General features: G+C 44.2%; 28 protein-coding genes. All 28 read right to left on the reverse strand.

Annotated features, from left to right (window positions below):
- Nucleotide 1: 1 nt before the first annotated feature.
- The 28 genes from rplO to rpoC all read right to left on the reverse strand — a co-directional run bounded on the left by rplO (nucleotide 2) and on the right by rpoC (nucleotide 18,982).
- The gene (gene rplO / locus AR442_RS19395) at nucleotides 2-442 is read right to left on the reverse strand and encodes a 50S ribosomal protein L15 (RefSeq protein ID WP_003156499.1); all 441 of its coding nucleotides are present in this window, start codon (nucleotides 440-442) and stop codon (nucleotides 2-4) included.
- 30 nt (nucleotides 443-472) lie between these two features.
- Complete coding sequence (gene rpmD, locus AR442_RS19400) at nucleotides 473-652, reverse strand: 50S ribosomal protein L30 (RefSeq protein ID WP_003156497.1); 180 nt, start codon at nucleotides 650-652, stop codon at nucleotides 473-475.
- A 13-nt stretch (nucleotides 653-665) separates the two neighbouring features.
- Entirely contained in the window at nucleotides 666-1,166 is a 501-nt protein-coding gene (gene rpsE, locus AR442_RS19405; RefSeq protein ID WP_003328273.1) for a 30S ribosomal protein S5, read from the reverse strand.
- Nucleotides 1,167-1,190: 24 nt separating this feature from the next.
- Nucleotides 1,191-1,553, reverse strand: a complete 363-nt coding sequence (rplR, locus tag AR442_RS19410) for a 50S ribosomal protein L18 (protein WP_003156492.1) — start codon at nucleotides 1,551-1,553, stop codon at nucleotides 1,191-1,193.
- Nucleotides 1,554-1,587: 34 nt separating this feature from the next.
- The gene (gene rplF, locus AR442_RS19415; RefSeq protein WP_003156490.1) at nucleotides 1,588-2,127 is read right to left on the reverse strand and encodes a 50S ribosomal protein L6; all 540 of its coding nucleotides are present in this window, start codon (nucleotides 2,125-2,127) and stop codon (nucleotides 1,588-1,590) included.
- Nucleotides 2,128-2,157: 30 nt separating this feature from the next.
- Nucleotides 2,158-2,556, reverse strand: coding sequence for a 30S ribosomal protein S8 (gene rpsH, locus AR442_RS19420; protein ID WP_003156489.1), 399 nt, complete (start codon nucleotides 2,554-2,556; stop codon nucleotides 2,158-2,160).
- Nucleotides 2,557-2,587: 31 nt separating this feature from the next.
- Complete coding sequence (rpsN, locus tag AR442_RS20210) at nucleotides 2,588-2,773, reverse strand: 30S ribosomal protein S14 (RefSeq protein ID WP_003156488.1); 186 nt, start codon at nucleotides 2,771-2,773, stop codon at nucleotides 2,588-2,590.
- A 22-nt stretch (nucleotides 2,774-2,795) separates the two neighbouring features.
- Complete coding sequence (rplE, locus tag AR442_RS19425) at nucleotides 2,796-3,335, reverse strand: 50S ribosomal protein L5 (protein ID WP_003156487.1); 540 nt, start codon at nucleotides 3,333-3,335, stop codon at nucleotides 2,796-2,798.
- Nucleotides 3,336-3,361: 26 nt separating this feature from the next.
- Complete coding sequence (gene rplX, locus AR442_RS19430) at nucleotides 3,362-3,673, reverse strand: 50S ribosomal protein L24 (RefSeq protein WP_003156486.1); 312 nt, start codon at nucleotides 3,671-3,673, stop codon at nucleotides 3,362-3,364.
- A 36-nt stretch (nucleotides 3,674-3,709) separates the two neighbouring features.
- Complete coding sequence (gene rplN / locus AR442_RS19435) at nucleotides 3,710-4,078, reverse strand: 50S ribosomal protein L14 (protein WP_007410404.1); 369 nt, start codon at nucleotides 4,076-4,078, stop codon at nucleotides 3,710-3,712.
- 40 nt (nucleotides 4,079-4,118) lie between these two features.
- Nucleotides 4,119-4,382, reverse strand: coding sequence for a 30S ribosomal protein S17 (gene rpsQ / locus AR442_RS19440; protein WP_003156484.1), 264 nt, complete (start codon nucleotides 4,380-4,382; stop codon nucleotides 4,119-4,121).
- Between the two features lie 22 nt (nucleotides 4,383-4,404).
- A complete protein-coding gene (rpmC, locus tag AR442_RS19445) occupies nucleotides 4,405-4,605 on the reverse strand; it encodes a 50S ribosomal protein L29 (protein ID WP_003156482.1) in 201 nt (66 codons plus the stop codon).
- Nucleotides 4,595-5,029: a 50S ribosomal protein L16 gene (rplP, locus tag AR442_RS19450; protein WP_003156478.1), complete on the reverse strand. Its 435-nt coding sequence runs from the start codon at nucleotides 5,027-5,029 to the stop codon at nucleotides 4,595-4,597. The genes rpmC and rplP overlap by 11 nt, the downstream gene beginning before the upstream one ends.
- 1 nt (nucleotide 5,030) lies before the next feature.
- Nucleotides 5,031-5,687: a 30S ribosomal protein S3 gene (gene rpsC / locus AR442_RS19455; protein ID WP_003156476.1), complete on the reverse strand. Its 657-nt coding sequence runs from the start codon at nucleotides 5,685-5,687 to the stop codon at nucleotides 5,031-5,033.
- Nucleotides 5,688-5,690: 3 nt separating this feature from the next.
- Nucleotides 5,691-6,032, reverse strand: a complete 342-nt coding sequence (rplV, locus tag AR442_RS19460; RefSeq protein ID WP_003156475.1) for a 50S ribosomal protein L22 — start codon at nucleotides 6,030-6,032, stop codon at nucleotides 5,691-5,693.
- A gap of 16 nt (nucleotides 6,033-6,048) precedes the next feature.
- On the reverse strand, nucleotides 6,049-6,327 hold the full coding sequence (rpsS, locus tag AR442_RS19465; protein WP_003156472.1) for a 30S ribosomal protein S19: 279 nt from the start codon (nucleotides 6,325-6,327) through the stop codon (nucleotides 6,049-6,051).
- A gap of 57 nt (nucleotides 6,328-6,384) precedes the next feature.
- Nucleotides 6,385-7,218 (reverse strand): 50S ribosomal protein L2, encoded by an 834-nt coding sequence (gene rplB, locus AR442_RS19470; protein WP_003156470.1) that lies wholly within the window; start codon nucleotides 7,216-7,218, stop codon nucleotides 6,385-6,387.
- 31 nt (nucleotides 7,219-7,249) lie between these two features.
- Nucleotides 7,250-7,537 carry a 50S ribosomal protein L23 gene (rplW, locus tag AR442_RS19475; protein WP_003156467.1) on the reverse strand — a complete coding sequence of 96 codons (288 nt, stop codon included), beginning with the start codon at nucleotides 7,535-7,537 and terminating at the stop codon, nucleotides 7,250-7,252.
- Nucleotides 7,537-8,160: a 50S ribosomal protein L4 gene (rplD, locus tag AR442_RS19480; RefSeq protein ID WP_007615239.1), complete on the reverse strand. Its 624-nt coding sequence runs from the start codon at nucleotides 8,158-8,160 to the stop codon at nucleotides 7,537-7,539. The genes rplW and rplD overlap by 1 nt, the downstream gene beginning before the upstream one ends.
- A gap of 27 nt (nucleotides 8,161-8,187) precedes the next feature.
- On the reverse strand, nucleotides 8,188-8,817 hold the full coding sequence (rplC, locus tag AR442_RS19485; RefSeq protein ID WP_007410402.1) for a 50S ribosomal protein L3: 630 nt from the start codon (nucleotides 8,815-8,817) through the stop codon (nucleotides 8,188-8,190).
- A 39-nt stretch (nucleotides 8,818-8,856) separates the two neighbouring features.
- The gene (gene rpsJ, locus AR442_RS19490; RefSeq protein WP_003156464.1) at nucleotides 8,857-9,165 is read right to left on the reverse strand and encodes a 30S ribosomal protein S10; all 309 of its coding nucleotides are present in this window, start codon (nucleotides 9,163-9,165) and stop codon (nucleotides 8,857-8,859) included.
- Nucleotides 9,166-9,413: 248 nt separating this feature from the next.
- On the reverse strand, nucleotides 9,414-10,379 hold the full coding sequence (locus AR442_RS19495; RefSeq protein WP_053285119.1) for an alpha/beta fold hydrolase: 966 nt from the start codon (nucleotides 10,377-10,379) through the stop codon (nucleotides 9,414-9,416).
- 103 nt (nucleotides 10,380-10,482) lie between these two features.
- Entirely contained in the window at nucleotides 10,483-11,673 is a 1,191-nt protein-coding gene (gene tuf, locus AR442_RS19500) for an elongation factor Tu (RefSeq protein WP_007410400.1), read from the reverse strand.
- Between the two features lie 119 nt (nucleotides 11,674-11,792).
- On the reverse strand, nucleotides 11,793-13,871 hold the full coding sequence (gene fusA / locus AR442_RS19505; protein ID WP_007410399.1) for an elongation factor G: 2,079 nt from the start codon (nucleotides 13,869-13,871) through the stop codon (nucleotides 11,793-11,795).
- 52 nt (nucleotides 13,872-13,923) lie between these two features.
- Entirely contained in the window at nucleotides 13,924-14,394 is a 471-nt protein-coding gene (gene rpsG / locus AR442_RS19510; RefSeq protein ID WP_003156447.1) for a 30S ribosomal protein S7, read from the reverse strand.
- A gap of 39 nt (nucleotides 14,395-14,433) precedes the next feature.
- A complete protein-coding gene (gene rpsL, locus AR442_RS19515; RefSeq protein WP_003156445.1) occupies nucleotides 14,434-14,850 on the reverse strand; it encodes a 30S ribosomal protein S12 in 417 nt (138 codons plus the stop codon).
- A 115-nt stretch (nucleotides 14,851-14,965) separates the two neighbouring features.
- Nucleotides 14,966-15,214, reverse strand: coding sequence for a 50S ribosomal protein L7ae-like protein (locus AR442_RS19520; protein WP_003156443.1), 249 nt, complete (start codon nucleotides 15,212-15,214; stop codon nucleotides 14,966-14,968).
- Between the two features lie 168 nt (nucleotides 15,215-15,382).
- Nucleotides 15,383-18,982 (reverse strand): DNA-directed RNA polymerase subunit beta', encoded by a 3,600-nt coding sequence (rpoC, locus tag AR442_RS19525; RefSeq protein WP_007410398.1) that lies wholly within the window; start codon nucleotides 18,980-18,982, stop codon nucleotides 15,383-15,385.
- Nucleotides 18,983-19,029: the final 47 nt, after the last annotated feature.

Genomic DNA, 19,029 nt, shown 5'->3' on the forward strand with positions numbered 1-19,029 from the left:
GTTAGATCACCTCAGCTGTACCGCCAGCAGCTTCAACAGCTTCTTTCGCAGAAGCAGAGAATTTATTGGCTTTTACAGTTAATTTTTTCTCTAATTTACCGTTGCCAAGAATCTTTACTCCTGCATTAAGTTTGCTAATAACACCAGTCTCAAGAAGAAGTTCAGGAGTGACTTCCGTTCCTTCCGCAAAACCGTTCAATTTGTCTACGTTCACAATAGCGTATTCCTTACGGTTGATGTTTGTAAAACCGCGCTTAGGAAGACGTTGGAATAAAGGCATTTGTCCCCCCTCGAATCCAGGGCGTACACCGCCGCCAGAACGAGCGTTTTGACCTTTGTGACCTTTACCAGCTGTTTTACCGTTACCAGAACCAATACCACGACCTACGCGATTGCGTACTTTACGTGAACCTTCTGAAGGCTTTAATTCATGAAGTTTCATTAGGACACCTCCTTAGCCTATAATTTATTTTTATTGTTCTTTAACAGAAACTAGATGAGATACTTTATTAATCATACCGCGGATCGCAGCGTTATCTTCATGAACGACAGTTTGGTTTGTTTTCTTTAAACCAAGTGTTCTTACAGTAACGCGCTGATCTTCCGGGCGACCGATTACACTGCGTTTGAGGGTAATTTCTAATTTAGCCATTAATGTTCCCTCCTTATCCTAACAGTTCTTCTACAGATTTTCCACGAAGCTTCGCAACGTCTTCGGCACGTTTAAGCTCACTTAAACCTTGAAGTGTTGCACGGATCATGTTGATCGGTGTGTTAGAACCTAAAGACTTAGAAAGGATATCAGCAACGCCAGCAAGCTCAAGTACCGCACGTACAGGGCCTCCAGCGATAACTCCAGTACCTTCAGAAGCAGGTTTCAACAAGATATTGCCTGCACCGAAACGTCCGATGATTTCGTGTGGAATCGTAGTTCCAACCATTGGTACTTCAATCAAATTCTTTTTCGCATCTTCAACAGCTTTGCGGATTGCTTCAGGTACTTCTTGTGCTTTACCAGTACCGAAACCTACGTGACCGTTTTTGTCACCGACAACGACTAGAGCTGCGAAACGGAAACGACGACCACCTTTAACAACTTTCGCTACGCGGTTAACCGTAACTAAGCGTTCTTCTAACTCTAATTTGCTTGGGTCAATACGACGCATAATCATGTGTCCCTCCTTTTTTTATTAAAATTTCAGTCCGGCTTCACGAGCTGCATCGGCCAGAGCTTTTACACGTCCATGGTATAAGTATCCGCCGCGGTCAAATACTACGTCAGAAACACCTTTCTCAGAAGCGCGTTTCGCAACGAGTTCACCGACTTTAGCAGCAGCAGCGCTGTCACCAGTGCTTTCCACGTTCAAATCTTTATCGAGAGTAGAGGCACTAGCAAGTGTAACGCCATTTACATCATCGATGATTTGAGCATAAATGTGTTTGTTTGAACGGAACACATTCAGACGAGGTCTTTCAGCTGTGCCTGAAAGTTTAGCACGAACACGGGCATGTCTTTTTTGACGAGCAGCATTTTTGCTAGTTTTCGTAATCATCCTTAGGTCACTCCTTTCTTCACTTTAAGCGGTCTTACTTAGCAGATTTACCTTCTTTACGGCGAACAACTTCACCTTCGTAGCGGATTCCTTTACCTTTGTAAGGCTCTGGAGAACGTACAGCGCGGATGTTAGCAGCGATAGCTCCTACACGCTCTTTGTCTGTACCTTTTACAACTACTTTAGTTTGAGAAGGAACTTCGATTTCGATGCCCTCTTCAGGAACGATCTCAACAGGGTGAGAGTATCCAACGTTTAAAACAAGTTTGTTTCCGGATTTAGCCGCACGATAACCGACACCGACTAATTCCAAACCTCTTTCAAATCCTTTAGATACGCCTTCAACCATGTTTCCAAGCAGACTGCGAGTCGTACCATGCAGCGCACGGTGCTCTTTGTGATCAGAAGGACGAGTAACTGTAAGCACGTTGTCCTCAATTTTGATTTCCATATCAGGATGGAAAGTACGAGTTAATTCTCCTTTTGGTCCTTTTACAGCTACAGTGTTGCCTTCGTTCAGCGTTACTGTAACTCCAGAAGGGATCTCAAGCAGTTTTTTACCTACACGAGACATACTAAAACACCTCCATTCTTGTTAAACTTCTTACCAAACGTATGCTAGAACTTCTCCACCAGCTTGTTTTGCACGGGCTTCTTTGTCCGTTAAAACACCTTGTGATGTAGAAATAATCGCGATTCCAAGACCGTTAAGTACGCGAGGTACTTCATTTGATTTAGCGTATACACGCAAACCTGGTTTGCTGATTCTTTTAAGACCAGTGATAACGCGCTCGTTGTTTTGTCCGTATTTCAAGAAAACGCGGATGATACCTTGTTTGCTGTCTTCTACGAACTCAACGTCACGAATGAAACCTTCACGCTTTAAAATGTCAGCAATTTCTCTTTTCAATTTAGAAGCAGGAATTTCAAGCTTCTCATGACGTACCATGTTTGCATTGCGAATACGAGTCAGCATATCTGCAATTGGATCTGTCATAACCATTATATAATTACCTCCTTCCCATTCTTGGGGATTACCAGCTGGCTTTTTTCACGCCAGGAATTTGTCCTTTATATGCAAGCTCACGGAAACAAATACGGCAAAGTTTAAATTTACGAATGACTGAGTGCGGACGTCCGCAGCGTTCACAGCGAGTGTACTCTTGCACTTTAAACTTTGGTGTACGTTGTTGTTTCGCAATCATTGACTTTTTAGCCACGATTTCGCCTCCCTTTCATTGATTATTTCTGGAACGGCATACCTACTTGAGTTAATAGCTCACGAGCCTCTTCGTCAGAGTTAGCAGTCGTTACGATAACGATGTCCATTCCGCGAACCTTTGTTACTTTATCGTAGTCAATTTCAGGGAAGATTAACTGTTCTTTAATACCAAGAGTGTAGTTTCCGCGACCGTCGAAAGATTTCTTAGAAATCCCGCGGAAGTCACGTACACGCGGTAAAGATACAGAAATAAGTTTATCAAGGAAATCATACATGCGCTCTCCGCGAAGAGTTACTTTCGCACCGATAGGCATTCCCTCACGAAGACGGAATCCAGCAATTGATTTCTTCGCACGAGTAACGACAGGTTTTTGACCTGCGATAAACGTTAATTCTTCAACAGCACTGTCGATTGCTTTCGCGTTTTGAACAGCATCACCGACACCCATGTTGATTACGATTTTTTCGATTTTTGGCACCTGCATAACAGAGTCGTAGTTGAACTTCGTCATCAAAGCAGGTGAAATTTCTTTATTGTACTTTTCTTTAAGGCGGTTCATGAGATAGACCTCCCTTCCTTTAAATACTATTTATCTAAGACTTGCCCAGATTTTTTTGCAACACGAACTTTTTTGCCATCTTCCACTTTGTATCCTACGCGAGTCACTTCACCTGTTTTAGGATCGAGCGGCATAACGTTTGATACATGAATTGGCGCCTCTTGATTAGAAATACCGCCTTGAGGGTTTGCTTGAGTTGGTTTAGAGTGCTTCTTCACCATGTTTACGCCCTCAACTAGAACGCGGTCCTTTTTAGGGAAAGCAGCAAGGATCGTACCTTGTTTGCCTTTATCTTTACCAGAGATAACCATTACTTTATCGCCTTTTTTCACATGCATCCTGATCGCACCTCCTTGAGTAAGGCATTTATTTCATTAGATAACTTCTGGAGCCAGAGAAACAATTTTCATGAAGTTGTTTTCACGTAATTCACGGGCAACCGGTCCGAAGATACGAGTTCCACGCGGGCTCTTGTCGTCACGGATGATAACACATGCATTCTCATCGAAGCTGATGTATGATCCGTCAGTTCTGCGTGCTCCGCTTTTTGTACGAACGATAACAGCTCTTACGACTTCACCTTTTTTGACAACGCCTCCTGGTGTTGCTTGTTTAACCGTGCAAACAATTACATCACCAATGTTAGCCGTTTTACGTCCAGAACCGCCAAGAACTTTAATAGTAAGTACCTCACGCGCACCGGAGTTGTCAGCAACTTTTAAACGAGTCTCTTGTTGAATCATTATTTGTTACCTCCCTTCGGAAAAAGAATTCCGAACTTTATTAGATAATAACAGCTTCTTCGACAACTTCTACTAGACGAAAACGCTTAGTTGCAGATAATGGACGAGTTTCCATGATCTTTACGATGTCTCCGATTTTAGCTTGGTTATTTTCATCATGTGCTTTGAATTTCTTTGAGTATTTTACGCGTTTACCGTAAATAGGATCCTTTTTGTATGTTTCAACAACAACAGTGATGGTTTTATCCATTTTGTCAGAAACAACACGGCCTTGGTAAACTTTGCGTTGGTTACGTTCGCTCATGCTCACGACCTCCCCTCAGTGATTATTTGTTGGCAGCAATTTCTCTTTCACGAATCACAGTTTTCATGCGCGCGATAGCTTTGCGCACTTCACGAATGCGAGCAGTATTTTCAAGTTGTCCTGTCGCTAATTGAAAGCGAAGATTGAAAAGTTCTTCTTTAAGAGACTTTACTTTTTGTTCAATTTCAGCAGTGGTAAGGTCACGAATTTCATTAGCTTTCATTTGATTCACCACCAATTTCTTCACGTTTTACGAACTTCGTTTTAATTGGCAATTTGTGAGATGCAAGACGAAGAGCTTCACGAGCTACCTCTTCAGACACACCAGAAATTTCAAATAAAACTTTGCCCGGTTTTACAACAGCTACCCAGCCTTCAGGAGCCCCTTTACCGGAACCCATCCGTACCTCAAGCGGTTTAGCAGTGTAAGGTTTTGAAGGGAAAATTTTAATCCAAACTTTACCGCCACGTTTCATGTAACGAGTCATCGCAATACGTGCAGCTTCGATTTGGCGGTTCGTGATCCAAGAAGCTTCAAGAGCCTGGATACCGTACTCACCAAAATGTACTTCAGTACCGCCTTTAGCGCGACCGCGCATTTTTCCGCGATGCTCTCTGCGATATTTAACGCGTTTTGGTAATAACATATTATTTTCCTCCTTCCTCAGTTTTCTTCTTAGTAGGAAGAACCTCTCCACGATAGATCCAGACTTTTACACCAAGCTTACCGTAAGTTGTGTCAGCTTCAGATGTTGCATAGTCGATGTCAGCACGTAAAGTGTGCAATGGAACAGTTCCTTCACTGTAGTATTCAGAACGAGCAATGTCAGCTCCGCCAAGACGGCCGGAAACCATTGTTTTCACACCTTGTGCTCCAGCACGCATAGTGCGTTGGATTTGTTGTTTCTGCGCACGGCGGAAAGAAATACGGTTTTCTAGTTGACGAGCGATGTTGTCAGCTACAAGCTGAGCATCAAGATCTGCTCTTTTGATTTCAAGAATGTTAATGTGTACACGCTTGCCAGTAAGGCTGTTAAGGGCTTTACGAAGTGCTTCAACTTCAGATCCGCCTTTACCGATTACCATACCAGGCTTAGCAGTGTGGATCGTAATGTTAACGCGGTTTGCTGCGCGCTCGATTTCTACTTTAGAAACAGAAGCGTCAGAAAGGCGTTTGCTAATGAATTCACGAATTTTTAAATCTTCGTGCAGGAAGTCAGCGTAATCTTTACCAGCGTACCACTTAGATTCCCAATCACGAATGACTCCGATACGAAGACCGACTGGATTTACCTTTTGACCCACTACTTATCCCTCCTTCTTTTCTGATACAACGATTGTAATGTGGCTCGTACGTTTGTTGATTTGGCTCGCACGTCCCATAGCACGCGGGCGGAATCTTTTTAACGTTGGGCCTTCGTCAACAAATGCCTGAGAAATAACCAGATTGTTAGCGTCCATCTCGTAGTTGTGCTCAGCATTTGCGATAGCAGATTTTAAAACTTTTTCGATGATCGGAGAAGCAGCTCTCGGAGTTAAGTTCAGGATAGATACTGCTTCGCCTACTTGCTTACCTCGAATCAGGTCCATTACTAGACGTGCTTTACGAGGAGCAATACGGACTGTTCTTGCAACAGCTTTAGCTTGCATTTAAAAGCCTCCTCTCTTAGCGTCTTGTTTTTTTATCGTCACTGGCGTGGCCTTTGTAAGTACGAGTCGGTGCGAATTCGCCCAACTTGTGGCCTACCATGTCTTCAGAAATGAATACAGGCACGTGTTTACGTCCGTCATATACTGCGATAGTGTGACCGATAAATTGTGGGAAAATAGTTGAACGGCGAGACCAAGTTTTTACAACTTGTTTCTTGTCCGTTTCATTTAATTTCTCGATTTTTGTCATCAAGTGTCCATCGACAAATGGTCCTTTTTTCAAGCTGCGAGCCATTTTGGAACCTCCCTTCGTGATTGCACTACGGTCCGAAATGAACCGTAGACAACCCCGTTATTTATTTTTACGACGACGTACGATAAATTTATCAGATTTGTTCTTTTTCTTACGTGTCTTGAATCCAAGAGTCGGTTTGCCCCAAGGAGACATTGGTGATTTACGTCCGATTGGCGCGCGACCTTCACCACCACCGTGCGGGTGATCGTTAGGGTTCATTACAGAACCGCGGACTGTAGGGCGGATGCCTTTCCAGCGAGAGCGTCCTGCTTTACCAACGTTGATCAGTTCGTGCTGCTCGTTACCTACTTGACCGATAGAAGCGCGGCAAGCAGAAAGGATCATGCGAACTTCACCAGAGTTAAGACGTACAAGAACGTATTTGCCTTCTTTACCAAGAACCTGAGCAGATGTACCAGCTGAACGTACAAGCTGTCCGCCTTTACCAGGTTTTAATTCAATGTTATGCACAACTGTACCAACTGGGATGTTGATAAGCGGAAGTGCGTTACCTACTTTGATGTCAGCTTCAGGGCCGGACATGATTTCAGTACCTACTTGAATTCCTTTTGGTGCAAGAATGTAACGTTTTTCTCCGTCTACATAGTTGATTAGTGCAATGTTAGCTGAACGGTTTGGATCGTACTCAACTGTAGCAACGCGTCCAGGTATACCATCTTTATCGCGTTTGAAGTCGATAACACGGTATTGGCGTTTGTGTCCGCCACCTTGGTGACGTACAGTCAATTTACCTTGGTTGTTACGTCCGCCTTTTTTGTGAAGGGGCGCAAGCAAGGATTTTTCCGGCTGGTCAGTCGTGATTTCAGCAAAATCTGAAGTTGTCATGCCACGACGTCCGTTAGAGGTCGGTTTATACTTTTTAATCGCCATTTTGAATTTCCCTCCTTCTTTTTACAGATAATTAAGCTTCAAAAATTTCGATTTCTTTGCTGTCTGCAGTAAGTTTTACGATCGCTTTTCTGCGACGGCTAGTCATACCAGTGTAGCGGCCGACACGTTTTGATTTCCCTTTGTAGTTCATGATGTTGACTTTGTCAACTTTCACTCCAAAGATACTTTCAACTGCATCTTTCACTTCTGTTTTATTAGCTCTTACATCAACTTCAAAAGTATATTTTTTTTCAGTCATTAAATCAGCAGAACGTTCAGTAATGACGGGGCGCTTAAGAACATCACGAGGATCTTTCATTATGCAAGCACCTCCTCTACTTTTTCAACCGCAGCTTTTGTAATCAGAAGCTTCTCGTGGTTGACAACGTCTAACACGTTGATTCCGTTAGCTTGAACAACTGTAACTCCAGGGATGTTGCGTGCAGAAAGAGATACTGCTTCGTTTGCATCCGCAGTTACGATTAAAGCTTTTTTCTCAACAGATAATCCTTTAAGGATAGCTGCCATTTCTTTTGTTTTAACCGTATCAAGAGTAAGATCTTCAAGAACAATAATGTTGTTGTCGTTCACTTTAGAAGACAATACTGATTTGATTGCCAAGCGGCGAACTTTTTTAGGTAATTTGTAAGAATAGCTGCGTGGTGTTGGGCCGAATACGACACCACCTCCGCGCCATTGCGGTGAACGGATTGAACCTTGACGGGCACGACCTGTACCTTTTTGACGCCATGGTTTGCGACCTCCGCCGCGTACTTCAGAACGATTTTTTACTTTGTGAGATCCTTGACGTAAGGAAGCTCTTTGCATAAGAATAGCGTCGAATACTACGCTCTCATTTGGCTCAATTCCAAATACAGACGCGTTTAATTCGATATCACCAGCAGTAGAACCGTTTTGGTTGTATAATGCTACTTTTGGCATGATCAATTTCCTCCTTTCCTAAGAGACTTATTTAGATTTAACAGCACTTTTAACAGTGATTAAAGTTTTTCTCGCACCAGGTACGTTACCTTTAATCAAAAGAAGATTGCGCTCAGCATCTACTTTTACGATTTCAAGGTTTTGGACAGTGATTTGATCTCCGCCCATGCGTCCAGGTAATAGTTTACCTTTGAATACACGGTTAGGATCTACAGGTCCCATTGAACCAGGACGACGGTGGTAGCGTGAACCGTGAGACATAGGTCCGCGAGATTGTCCGTGGCGCTTGATTGCACCTTGGAAACCTTTACCTTTAGATACTCCTGTTACATCTACGATTTCTCCTGCAGAGAAAATTTCAACCTTGACTTCCTGACCAATTTCATACGCATCCATATCCACGCCGCGTAATTCTTTAACGAAGCGCTTAGGAGCAGTTTCCGCTTTTGCAACGTGTCCTTTTTCCGGTTTGTTTGAAAGCTTTTCACGCTTATCGTCAAAACCAAGCTGGATCGCTTCATAGCCATCATTTTCAGCTGTTTTCTTTTGAAGAACAACGTTTGGAGCTGCTTCAATAACAGTTACCGGGATAAGATCACCGTTCTCTGCGAATACTTGCGTCATACCAATTTTTCTTCCTAAGATTCCTTTGGTCATTCGTCACACCTCCTATTAAGATCATTCTATATTTTAGAATTAAAGTTTGATTTCGATATCGACACCAGATGGTAAGTCTAATCGCATGAGAGCATCAACAGTTTGTGGTGTTGGGTTCACAATGTCGATTAAACGTTTATGTGTACGCATTTCAAATTGCTCACGAGAATCTTTGTATTTGTGCACCGCACGAAGGATTGTGTAAACTGATTTTTCAGTTGGCAACGGAATCGGACCAGATACGCTGGCACCAGAACGTTTTGCCGTTTCAACAATCTTCTCTGCAGATTGATCAAGGATTCTATGATCATATGCTTTTAAACGAATACGAATTTTTTGTTTTGCCATTATTTTCCCTCCTTTTCGCCTACATCACGTTAGACAGTTCTCCGTGAGAAAAACCTGATCACCTTGCCATGGCAAAGCGGCCGGGTGTGTCAGCAACCTCTCACTTCATCGCAGTCAAAGACCAACATACACTATTATACAGAAAATAGACGTATGTTGCAAGGTTTATTTAAAGAACCTTGTGGTTTTCACACTTTGATTATTATACAGGTGATACCATGATTAATCAAGGATATGCCTGTTTTCTTTCAGAGATGGAACGATGCGAACCGGCTGACAACTTCGGCAAAGCGATCCGGTTCCTCCAAGTGAGGCGAATGGGCTGAGTTCTCAAACCAATGCCATTCTTTATACGGCGCATCAACCTTCTGATAATATTCATAAGACGTCGTCCCCGGGACCGTCAAATCGTATCTCCCTGACATAAAACAGCACGGTATTATAATAGAAGAAACTGATTCTCCGGCATCAAAGAAAATGAGATCCTCCCACAGGTGTTTCAGGCTGAACATTTGACCCCGCGCGGCTAAGAAGCTCCCTCTCACACCGTACGGTTCACCAAACAGCATTCGCCCCCCTGCTTTAAGAGCGCCGATCGGATGATGGGTAAAGCCCCCTCCCCTCATCTCGATACAAAGCAGAAACAACGTTCGCTGCAGCTGTTTCTCCCATGGAGGCGCTCCGATAAAGCTCAGCGTCTTTTCCAGCAGGAAATGTTTGCGTTGCCTGCTCCATTCCATCATCAGCCGGTAAGCTTCCGTTTCTTCCTTTTGAATATTAACCACCTGACTGATACCGATATACCCATAATACAAATCAGGCCTTTCTTGAAGAACATGAAGCGCCAGAACTGACCCCCACGAATAGCCGGCGATATATATTTTTTGCCTGCTGAATTGCTTGCATAAGCGTTCGGTCAAATGAATGGCGTCAGCTGTAAGCTGATCCAAAGTCATAGATGAACCCGGAATTTCCTTTGAATAAGAGAGACCCGCCCCTCTCTGATCCCAATTCACAACGGTGAAATGCTTTTCCAGCTTATTCTGGTATTTTCTCGCATAGCCGATTTGAGGCGTGCCGGGACCGCCGTGCAAAAATAAAAGCAGCGGATTACTCCTGTCATCACCATTAATCATAATGGTTTGTTCACTGCCATTAATCAGCAATTGCTGAAGCATTGAAATACGATTGGTTTTCTTGAAGTTATCGATCATCGCTCTGCTCCTAAAATTTGTATACGTTCTATTATACATGGAATCAGCGGGGAAACAAAAAAACGAGGCCCCATATGGGACCCCGCATTAATGAACGAGTCGATTACTCAGTGATTGTAGAAACAACGCCTGAACCAACTGTACGTCCGCCTTCACGAATAGAGAAACGAGTTCCTTCTTCGATAGCGATTGTAGAGATAAGTTCAACGATCATTTCAGTGTTATCTCCAGGCATAACCATTTCTACGCCTTCTGGAAGATTGATGATACCAGTTACGTCAGTTGTACGGAAGTAGAACTGAGGACGGTAGTTAGAGAAGAATGGAGTATGACGTCCACCCTCTTCTTTAGAAAGAACGTAAACTTCAGCTTTGAATTTGCTGTGTGGAGTGATTGTACCTGGTTTAGCAAGTACTTGTCCACGTTGGATGTCTTCACGAGCTACACCGCGAAGAAGTGCACCGATGTTGTCTCCAGCTTCAGCGTAGTCAAGAAGCTTACGGAACATTTCAACACCTGTAACAGTTGTTTTGCTGTTTTCTTCTTGAAGACCGATGATTTCAACTTCGTCACCGACTTTAACTTGTCCGCGTTCTACACGGCCAGTAGCAACTGTACCACGACCAGTGATTGAGAATACGTCCTCAACTGGCATCATGAATGGTTTGTCAGTGTCACGTTCTGGAGTTGGGATGTACTCATCAACTGCAGCCATAAGTTCAAGAATTTTTTCTTCGTACTCAGCATCGCCTTCAAGAGCTTTAAGAGCAGAACCTTTAACAACTGGTACATCATCACCAGGGAAGTCGTATTCGCTAAGAAGATCGCGAACTTCCATTTCAACAAGCTCAAGAAGCTCTTCGTCGTCTACCATGTCGCATTTGTTAAGGAATACTACGATGTATGGTACACCAACGTTTTTAGAAAGAAGGATGTGCTCACGAGTTTGTGGCATTGGGCCATCAGCAGCAGATACTACAAGGATAGCTCCGTCCATTTGCGCAGCACCAGTGATCATGTTTTTAACATAGTCAGCGTGTCCTGGGCAGTCAACGTGTGCATAGTGACGAGTGTCAGTTTCGTACTCAACGTGTGCAGTAGAGATTGTGATACCGCGCTCACGTTCTTCTGGAGCACCATCAATTTGATCGTACGCCATAGCTGTACCTTTACCAGATTTCTTATGAAGTACTGTTGAGATAGCAGCAGTTAATGTTGTTTTACCATGGTCAACGTGTCCAATTGTACCGATATTGGCATGTGATTTGGAACGGTCGAATTTTTCTTTAGCCATTCTAAAATCCTCCTTAAGAGCTTTTAATTAGTAATGTATAGAGTGATAGAAAGTGAAAGCAAGCTTTCACTCCCTCATCTTACAATAGTAGTTATACTTGAGTTAAGTGGCAAAATCAATTATTCGCCTTTATTTTTTTTGATAATTTCTTCAGCGATGCTCTTCGGCACTTCTTCGTAGTGATCCATGAACATTGTGAACGTACCGCGTCCTTGCGTGTTAGAACGAAGGGCAGTAGCGTAACCGAACATTTCAGCAAGAGGTACCATCGCACGCACAACTTGAGCGTTACCGCGAGCTTCCATACCTTCTACGCGTCCGCGACGAGAAGTAACATCACCCATGATGTCTCCCATGTATTCTTCAGGAATAACAACTTCAACTTTCATGATTGGTTCAAGAAGAACTGGGTTACATTTGCTGACTGCATTTTTCAATGCCATAGAAGCAGCGACTTTAAACGCCATTTCATTTGAGTCAACATCATGGTAAGATCCATCAAAAAGTTTCGCCTTGATGTCGATTAGCGGGAATCCGGCTAGGACACCATTTTCAAGAGAGTCTTCAAGACCTGCTTGTACGGCTGGGATGTATTCACGAGGAACAACACCACCGACGATTGCGTTTTCGAATTCAAAGCCAGCGCCTTCTTCGTTCGGTTCAAATTCGATCCAAACGTGACCGAACTGACCGCGTCCGCCTGATTGACGTACGAATTTACCTTCAACTTTTGCACCGGTACGGAATGTCTCACGGTACGCAACTTGAGGAGCACCAACGTTAGCTTCAACTTTGAACTCACGCTTCATACGATCAACAATGATATCAAGGTGAAGCTCACCCATACCAGAGATGATTGTTTGACCCGTTTCAGGGTTTGTTTGTGTACGGAATGTAGGATCTTCTTCAGCAAGTTTCGCTAAAGCGATACCCATTTTATCTTGGTCAGCTTTTGATTTAGGCTCAATCGCTACGTCGATAACAGGCTCTGGGAATTCCATTGATTCAAGGATTACAAGATCCTTCTCATCACATAGAGTATCTCCAGTAGAAGTATCTTTTAGACCTACAGCAGCTGCGATGTCTCCAGCGTAAACAGTAGAGATCTCTTCACGGCTGTTAGCGTGCATTTGAAGGATACGTCCTACGCGCTCACGCTTGCCTTTTGTAGAGTTCTTTACATATGAACCGGAATCAAGTGTACCGGAATATACGCGGAAGAATGTCAGCTTACCGACATAAGGGTCAGTCATAACTTTAAATGCAAGTGCAGAGAACGGCTCTTCATCAGAAGAATGACGAACGATCTCTTCATCTGTATCAGGACGTACACCTTTGATTGCAGCAACATCAGTTGGCGCAGGAAGGTAGTCAAGAACAGCATCAAGTACAAGCTGAACACCTTTGTTTTTGAAAGCAGAACCAACAAGTACAGGGTAGAATTCAACATTCAGTGTACCTTTACGGATAGCAGCTTTCAGTTCAGGGATAGTGATTTCTTCACCTTCAAGGTACTTTTCCATAAGCTCTTCATCAAGCTCAGCTACAGCTTCAATCAGGCTGCTGCGAAGCTCTTCAGCTTGCTCTTTGTACTCTTCAGGGATTTCTTTCGCATCTGAACGAGTTCCAAGGTCATCTTCGTAGAAATACGCAACGTTTTCTACTAAGTCGATGATACCTTCGAAGTTGTCTTCAGCGCCGATCGGCAATTGAATTGCGTGAGCGTTAGCTTGAAGACGGTCTCTTAAAGTGCCTACAGAGTAAAGGAAGTCTGCGCCGATTTTGTCCATTTTGTTGACAAATACAACACGCGGTACTCCGTAAGTTGTTGCTTGGCGCCATACTGTTTCTGTCTGAGGCTCAACACCTGATTGAGCATCAAGTACGGCAACCGCACCATCAAGTACACGGAGTGAACGTTCAACTTCAACTGTGAAGTCTACGTGTCCCGGTGTATCGATGATGTTTACACGGTAACCTTTCCACTGTGCAGTCGTTGCTGCAGAAGTGATTGTGATACCGCGTTCTTGTTCCTGCTCCATCCAGTCCATTTGCGAAGCACCTTCGTGAGTTTCGCCAATTTTGTGGATACGGCCTGTGTAGAACAAGATCCGTTCTGTAGTAGTCGTTTTACCGGCATCGATGTGAGCCATGATCCCGATATTACGAGTTTTTTCTAAGGAGAACTCTCTTGCCATTGGGTAATTTCTCCTTCCTTATTAGGGAATTATTATTTTGATTATATGAATCCTACCAGCGGTAGTGAGCAAATGCTTTGTTCGCTTCTGCCATCTTGTGAGTGTCTTCACGTTTCTTAACGGCAGCACCAGTGTTGTTAGCTGCATCAAGAATTTCGTTAGCCAGGCGCTCTTCCATTGTTTTTTCTCCGCGAAGACGCGCATAGTTAACCAACCAGCGAAGACCAAGAGTTGTACGGCGTTCAGGACGAACTTCTACAGGCACTTGGTAGTTAGCTCCACCTACACGGCGTGCTTTTACTTCAAGTACAGGCATGATGTTTTTCAATGCTTGTTCGAAAACCTCCATTGCATCATTGCCAGTGCGTTCTTTAATGATATCGAATGACTTGTATAGGATTGTTTGAGATTTACCTTTTTTACCGTCGATCATCATTTTGTTGATCAGGCGGGATACCAGCTTAGAGTTGTAAAGCGGATCAGGTAAAACATCTCTTTTTGCTACAGGACCTTTACGTGGCATCTGAATATCCTCCCTTCATAGTTTTAATGATTTATTTGATTACTTTGCTTTAGGACGTTTCGTACCGTATTTAGAACGGCCTTGCGCACGGTTTTCAACTCCGGCAGTATCAAGCGCGCCACGAACGATGTGGTAGCGTACCCCCGGTAAGTCTTTTACACGTCCGCCGCGGATCAGTACAACGCTGTGCTCTTGCAGGTTGTGACCGATACCAGGAATGTAGGCAGTAACCTCGATTCCGTTAGTCAAACGAACACGAGCATATTTACGAAGTGCTGAGTTCGGTTTTTTCGGTGTCATTGTACCCACACGAGTACATACCCCGCGTTTTTGTGGAGAAGATACGTTAGTGTGCTCTTTTTTAAAGCTGTTGTATCCTTTGTTTAGTGCAGGTGACTTAGAGTTTTCAACTTTGCTCACGCGTCCCTTGCGAATTAGCTGATTAATTGTAGGCATGTTGTGTTCCTCCCTTCATTACGTTTTATAACCCACATACCCAGGTGGTTCATCATTAGGCAAAAAACAATGTCTTTACACAAGATTGATATCTTATATAAAAACAAAAAGTACGCTATAACATAATGGCAACAGCTGCTGCTCCCACTTCAATTCCGCAGGCTTTGCCGAGCTTTTTCATGGAATCCACCATACAGACAGCGGTATTTTGGTTCTTTGCAAGCTGGATAACGCCAGCCGTAAGAACTGAATCCGCGTCTTTTGCCACGACGACTTCCTTCACTGAACCTCGTTTTAGAGCTTTCACTGTTTGCTTCGTACCAATAATAATTGATTTGGCCTGTGATACTTTATCATAAGACATAAACATATCCTCCAAAGTAACAGGTTTTATTTCGAGCACCTTGGTTATATTATCACTCTGCGGGACGGATGTCAACAACGTATGACATTTTTTAGTGCAGTCCCCCGCCAGAATAATTGTAATACTGAGGAAAAGCTGTCGAAACAGCCTTTCCTGCAGCAGTTTCTGTTATTCAGCCGGAACCATATCTTCCGAAGGCTGAACGTTTGAAACAGGTTTTACTTTTCTGTAATTCATCATACCGGTACCGGCCGGAACCAGTTTACCGATGATAACATTCTCTTTCAGGCCGAGAAGTTCATCGCGCTTGCCTTTAATCGCAGCATCTGTAAGAACGCGTGTTGTTTCTTGGAATGATGCGGCAGACAAGAATGAATCCGTCTCGAGTGAAGCTTTCGTGATACCGAGAAGGACAGGACGTCCTGTAGCAGGTCGATTGCCTTCAAGCAGCACTTTTTTGTTCGCTTCTGTGAATTGGTGAATATCAAGCAATGTGCCAGGGAGAACATCAGTATCTCCGGCATCGATCACACGGACTTTGCGAAGCATCTGGCGAACCATTACTTCTACGTGTTTATCGCCGATTTCAACCCCCTGCATACGGTAAACCTTCTGAACCTCATGCAGAAGATATTCCTGAACCGTTGTCAGGTCAGTGACTTTAAGAAGTTCTTTCGGATCGATTGAACCTTCTGTCAGCACTTGACCGCGGGTAATCTGATCACCCTCAGCCACTTTCAGGCGTGAGTTGTAAGGAGCCGTGTATGAACGTGTCTCAACAGCGCCCTGAACAACAATCTCCTGCTGTTTGTCGCGTACTTCATTGATTTCGGCAATTGTACCGTCAATTTCAGAAATCGTCGCTTGACCTTTCGGATTACGCGCTTCGAAAAGCTCCTGGATACGCGGAAGACCTTGTGTGATATCGTCTCCGGCAACCCCGCCTGTGTGGAACGTACGCATCGTTAACTGTGTTCCAGGCTCACCGATAGATTGAGCGGCGATAATACCTACTGCTTCGCCGACTTCAACATCAGTTCCGGTTGCAAGGTTACGTCCGTAGCATCGTTTACATACACCATGAGGAGTGTTACATGTGAACGCAGAACGGATCCACACTTCTTCGATTCCGGCTTCAACGATTTCCAGCGCTTTATCTTCATCGATCAATTCATTTTCGTTAATGAGCACAGCACCCGTTTCAGGATGTTTGATCTGTTTTCTGGCGAAACGTCCGATCAGACGCTCTTCCAGACGCTCGATGATTTCCGTGCCTTCTTTGAGCGGTTTTGCAAGAATACCGCGGTCTGTTCCGCAATCTGTTTCACGAATGATAACATCCTGCGCAACATCAACAAGACGGCGTGTAAGGTAACCTGAGTCAGCTGTTTTCAGGGCGGTATCGGCAAGACCTTTACGCGCACCGTGAGTGGAGATAAAGTACTCCAATACTGTCAGACCTTCACGGAAACTTGATTTAATCGGCAATTCAATGATTCGTCCAGCCGGGTTGGCCATCAGACCGCGCATACCCGCAAGCTGTGTAAAGTTAGATGCGTTACCACGGGCTCCTGAGTCACTCATCATGTAGATCGGGTTGACTTCGTCTAATGATTTCATCAGTTTGCCTTGGATAACATCTTTCGCTGAACTCCAAATTGAAATGACTCTTTCATAACGTTCTTCTTCGGTGATTAAACCGCGTCTGAACTGTTTCAGGACATTATCAACTTTGCTTTGTGCTTCTTCAAGGATTTCCTGTTTGTCATCGAGAACGACGATATCAGAAACCCCTACTGTGATGCCGGCTTTCGTTGAATATCTGAAACCGAGGTTTTTCATGCGGTCAAGCATTTTAGACGTTTCCGTGATATGGAATCGTTTAAAGATTTCCGCGATGATTTTACCGAGAATACCTTTTTTAAACGGTGCGTTGATCGGCTGCTCAGCAATCACAGCTTTTACGTCAGCACCTTTATCTAAGAAGAAACGGTCAGGTGTCTTCTCTTCAATGTTGCTCTTCGTTGGTTCATTCATGTAAGGGAATGATTCCGGAAGAATTTCATTGAAGACGAGCTTACCGACAGTTGTAATTAACAATTTTGAACGCTGTTCTTCAGTAAATGTCACATTCTTAAGGGAGTTCGCTGCAACAGCTACTCTCGTATGAAGGTGAACATAACCGTTTTGATAAGCAAGAAGCGCTTCGTCTGTATTCTTGAAGACCATACCCTCGCCGACTGCTCCGGCGCGCTCAAGCGTCAGGTAGTAGTTTCCTAATACCATATCCTGAGACGGCGTAACAACCGGTTTACCATCTTTAGGGTTCAAGATGTTTTGGGCTGCAAGCATCAGAATACGTGCTTCAGCTTGAGCCTCAGCTGATAAAGGTACGTGAACCGCCATTTGGTCACCGTCAAAGTCAGCGTTATAAGCTGTACATACTAACGGGTGAAGACGGATGGCGCGTCCTTCAACAAGCGTCGGTTCGAAAGCCTGGATACCTAATCTGTGAAGAGTAGGGGCACGGTTCAGTAAGACCGGATGCTCCTTAATGACAGATTCAAGTACATCCCATACTTCAGGCTGCACGCGTTCGATTTTGCGTTTTGCGCTCTTGATATTGTGAGCAAGGCCTTTTTCAACAAGCTCTTTCATGACGAAAGGCTTGAAGAGCTCAAGCGCCATTTCCTTCGGCAAACCGCACTGATACATTTTCAGATGCGGACCTACGACGATAACGGAACGTCCTGAGTAGTCTACACGTTTACCGAGAAGGTTCTGACGGAAACGCCCTTGTTTCCCTTTCAGCATGTGAGAAAGAGATTTAAGCGGACGGTTACCCGGTCCGGTAACCGGACGGCCGCGGCGTCCGTTGTCAATCAGAGCATCGACTGCTTCCTGAAGCATACGTTTTTCGTTCTGAACGATGATGCTTGGCGCGCCGAGGTCTAACAGACGTTTTAAACGGTTATTACGGTTGATGACACGACGGTAAAGGTCGTTCAGGTCAGACGTTGCGAAACGTCCGCCGTCAAGCTGAACCATCGGTCTTAATTCAGGCGGAATAACCGGAAGCACGTCGAGGATCATCCAAGACGGCTTGTTTCCTGAATTACGGAAGGCTTCAAGCACTTCAAGGCGTTTGATCGCACGTGTACGGCGCTGTCCTTGAGAAGTCTTCAGCTCTTCTTTTAACATATCAACTTCTTTGACAAGGTCGATGTCCTGCAGAAGTTTATTAATGGCTTCCGCACCCATAGAGGCTTGGAATTTGTTTCCGTACTTATCCAGATACGCACGGTATTCCTTTTCAGATAAAAGCTGTTTCTTTTCGAGCGGTGTATTGGCCGGGTCAGTTACGACGTAAGAAGCAAAGTAAATAACTTCTTCCAGCGCACGCGGTGACATATCCAATACAAGACCCATACGGCTCGGAATACCTTTGAAATACCAAATGTGAGAAACCGGGGCAGCCAGTTCAATATGCCCCATTCTCTCACGACGGACTTTAGCCCGCGTTACTTCAACTCCGCAACGGTCACAAACTACGCCTTTATAACGAACCCGCTTGTACTTGCCGCAATGACATTCCCAGTCCTTAGTCGGTCCGAAAATGCGTTCGCAGAACAGGCCGTCCTTTTCAGGTTTCAATGTACGATAGTTTATCGTTTCAGGCTTTTTCACTTCACCAAAAGACCATGAACGGATTTTATCCGGTGAAGCAAGACCGATGTTCATATACTCAAAATTGTTCACATCTAGCAAGGGGCCTACCTCCCTTTTTATCTTCGGATTAACCGATGTCACTTGCC

The sequence above is a fragment of the Bacillus velezensis genome, from assembly GCF_001461825.1.
Classification (GTDB): domain Bacteria; phylum Bacillota; class Bacilli; order Bacillales; family Bacillaceae; genus Bacillus; species Bacillus velezensis.

What these genes read in the sequence shown, in the direction of transcription:
- AR442_RS19495 (WP_053285119.1), bottom strand. Translation starts at nt 10,379, where the DNA reads ATGATCGATAACTTCAAGAAAACCAATCGTATTTCAATGCTTCAGCAA.
- rpsL (WP_003156445.1), bottom strand. Translation starts at nt 14,850, where the DNA reads ATGCCTACAATTAATCAGCTAATTCGCAAGGGACGCGTGAGCAAAGTT.
- rplD (WP_007615239.1), bottom strand. Translation starts at nt 8,160, where the DNA reads ATGCCAAAAGTAGCATTATACAACCAAAACGGTTCTACTGCTGGTGAT.
- rplF (WP_003156490.1), bottom strand. Translation starts at nt 2,127, where the DNA reads ATGTCTCGTGTAGGTAAAAAACTGCTTGAGATCCCTTCTGGAGTTACA.
- rplC (WP_007410402.1), bottom strand. Translation starts at nt 8,817, where the DNA reads ATGACCAAAGGAATCTTAGGAAGAAAAATTGGTATGACGCAAGTATTC.
- rpsH (WP_003156489.1), bottom strand. Translation starts at nt 2,556, where the DNA reads ATGGTTATGACAGATCCAATTGCAGATATGCTGACTCGTATTCGCAAT.
- fusA (WP_007410399.1), bottom strand. Translation starts at nt 13,871, where the DNA reads ATGGCAAGAGAGTTCTCCTTAGAAAAAACTCGTAATATCGGGATCATG.
- AR442_RS19520 (WP_003156443.1), bottom strand. Translation starts at nt 15,214, where the DNA reads ATGTCTTATGATAAAGTATCACAGGCCAAATCAATTATTATTGGTACG.
- rplP (WP_003156478.1), bottom strand. Translation starts at nt 5,029, where the DNA reads ATGTTATTACCAAAACGCGTTAAATATCGCAGAGAGCATCGCGGAAAA.
- rpsQ (WP_003156484.1), bottom strand. Translation starts at nt 4,382, where the DNA reads ATGAGCGAACGTAACCAACGCAAAGTTTACCAAGGCCGTGTTGTTTCT.
- rplB (WP_003156470.1), bottom strand. Translation starts at nt 7,218, where the DNA reads ATGGCGATTAAAAAGTATAAACCGACCTCTAACGGACGTCGTGGCATG.
- tuf (WP_007410400.1), bottom strand. Translation starts at nt 11,673, where the DNA reads ATGGCTAAAGAAAAATTCGACCGTTCCAAATCACATGCCAATATCGGT.
- rplN (WP_007410404.1), bottom strand. Translation starts at nt 4,078, where the DNA reads ATGATTCAACAAGAGACTCGTTTAAAAGTTGCTGACAACTCCGGTGCG.
- rplX (WP_003156486.1), bottom strand. Translation starts at nt 3,673, where the DNA reads ATGCATGTGAAAAAAGGCGATAAAGTAATGGTTATCTCTGGTAAAGAT.
- rplW (WP_003156467.1), bottom strand. Translation starts at nt 7,537, where the DNA reads ATGAAAGATCCTCGTGATGTTCTTAAGCGCCCCGTCATTACTGAACGT.
- rpsS (WP_003156472.1), bottom strand. Translation starts at nt 6,327, where the DNA reads ATGGCTCGCAGCTTGAAAAAAGGACCATTTGTCGATGGACACTTGATG.
- rpsE (WP_003328273.1), bottom strand. Translation starts at nt 1,166, where the DNA reads ATGCGTCGTATTGACCCAAGCAAATTAGAGTTAGAAGAACGCTTAGTT.
- rpmD (WP_003156497.1), bottom strand. Translation starts at nt 652, where the DNA reads ATGGCTAAATTAGAAATTACCCTCAAACGCAGTGTAATCGGTCGCCCG.
- rplV (WP_003156475.1), bottom strand. Translation starts at nt 6,032, where the DNA reads ATGCAAGCTAAAGCTGTTGCAAGAACAGTCCGTATTGCTCCTCGTAAA.
- rpmC (WP_003156482.1), bottom strand. Translation starts at nt 4,605, where the DNA reads ATGAAAGCTAATGAAATTCGTGACCTTACCACTGCTGAAATTGAACAA.
- rplR (WP_003156492.1), bottom strand. Translation starts at nt 1,553, where the DNA reads ATGATTACGAAAACTAGCAAAAATGCTGCTCGTCAAAAAAGACATGCC.
- rpsG (WP_003156447.1), bottom strand. Translation starts at nt 14,394, where the DNA reads ATGCCACGTAAAGGTCCTGTAGCAAAAAGAGATGTTTTACCTGATCCG.
- rpsJ (WP_003156464.1), bottom strand. Translation starts at nt 9,165, where the DNA reads ATGGCAAAACAAAAAATTCGTATTCGTTTAAAAGCATATGATCATAGA.
- rplE (WP_003156487.1), bottom strand. Translation starts at nt 3,335, where the DNA reads ATGAACCGCCTTAAAGAAAAGTACAATAAAGAAATTTCACCTGCTTTG.
- rplO (WP_003156499.1), bottom strand. Translation starts at nt 442, where the DNA reads ATGAAACTTCATGAATTAAAGCCTTCAGAAGGTTCACGTAAAGTACGC.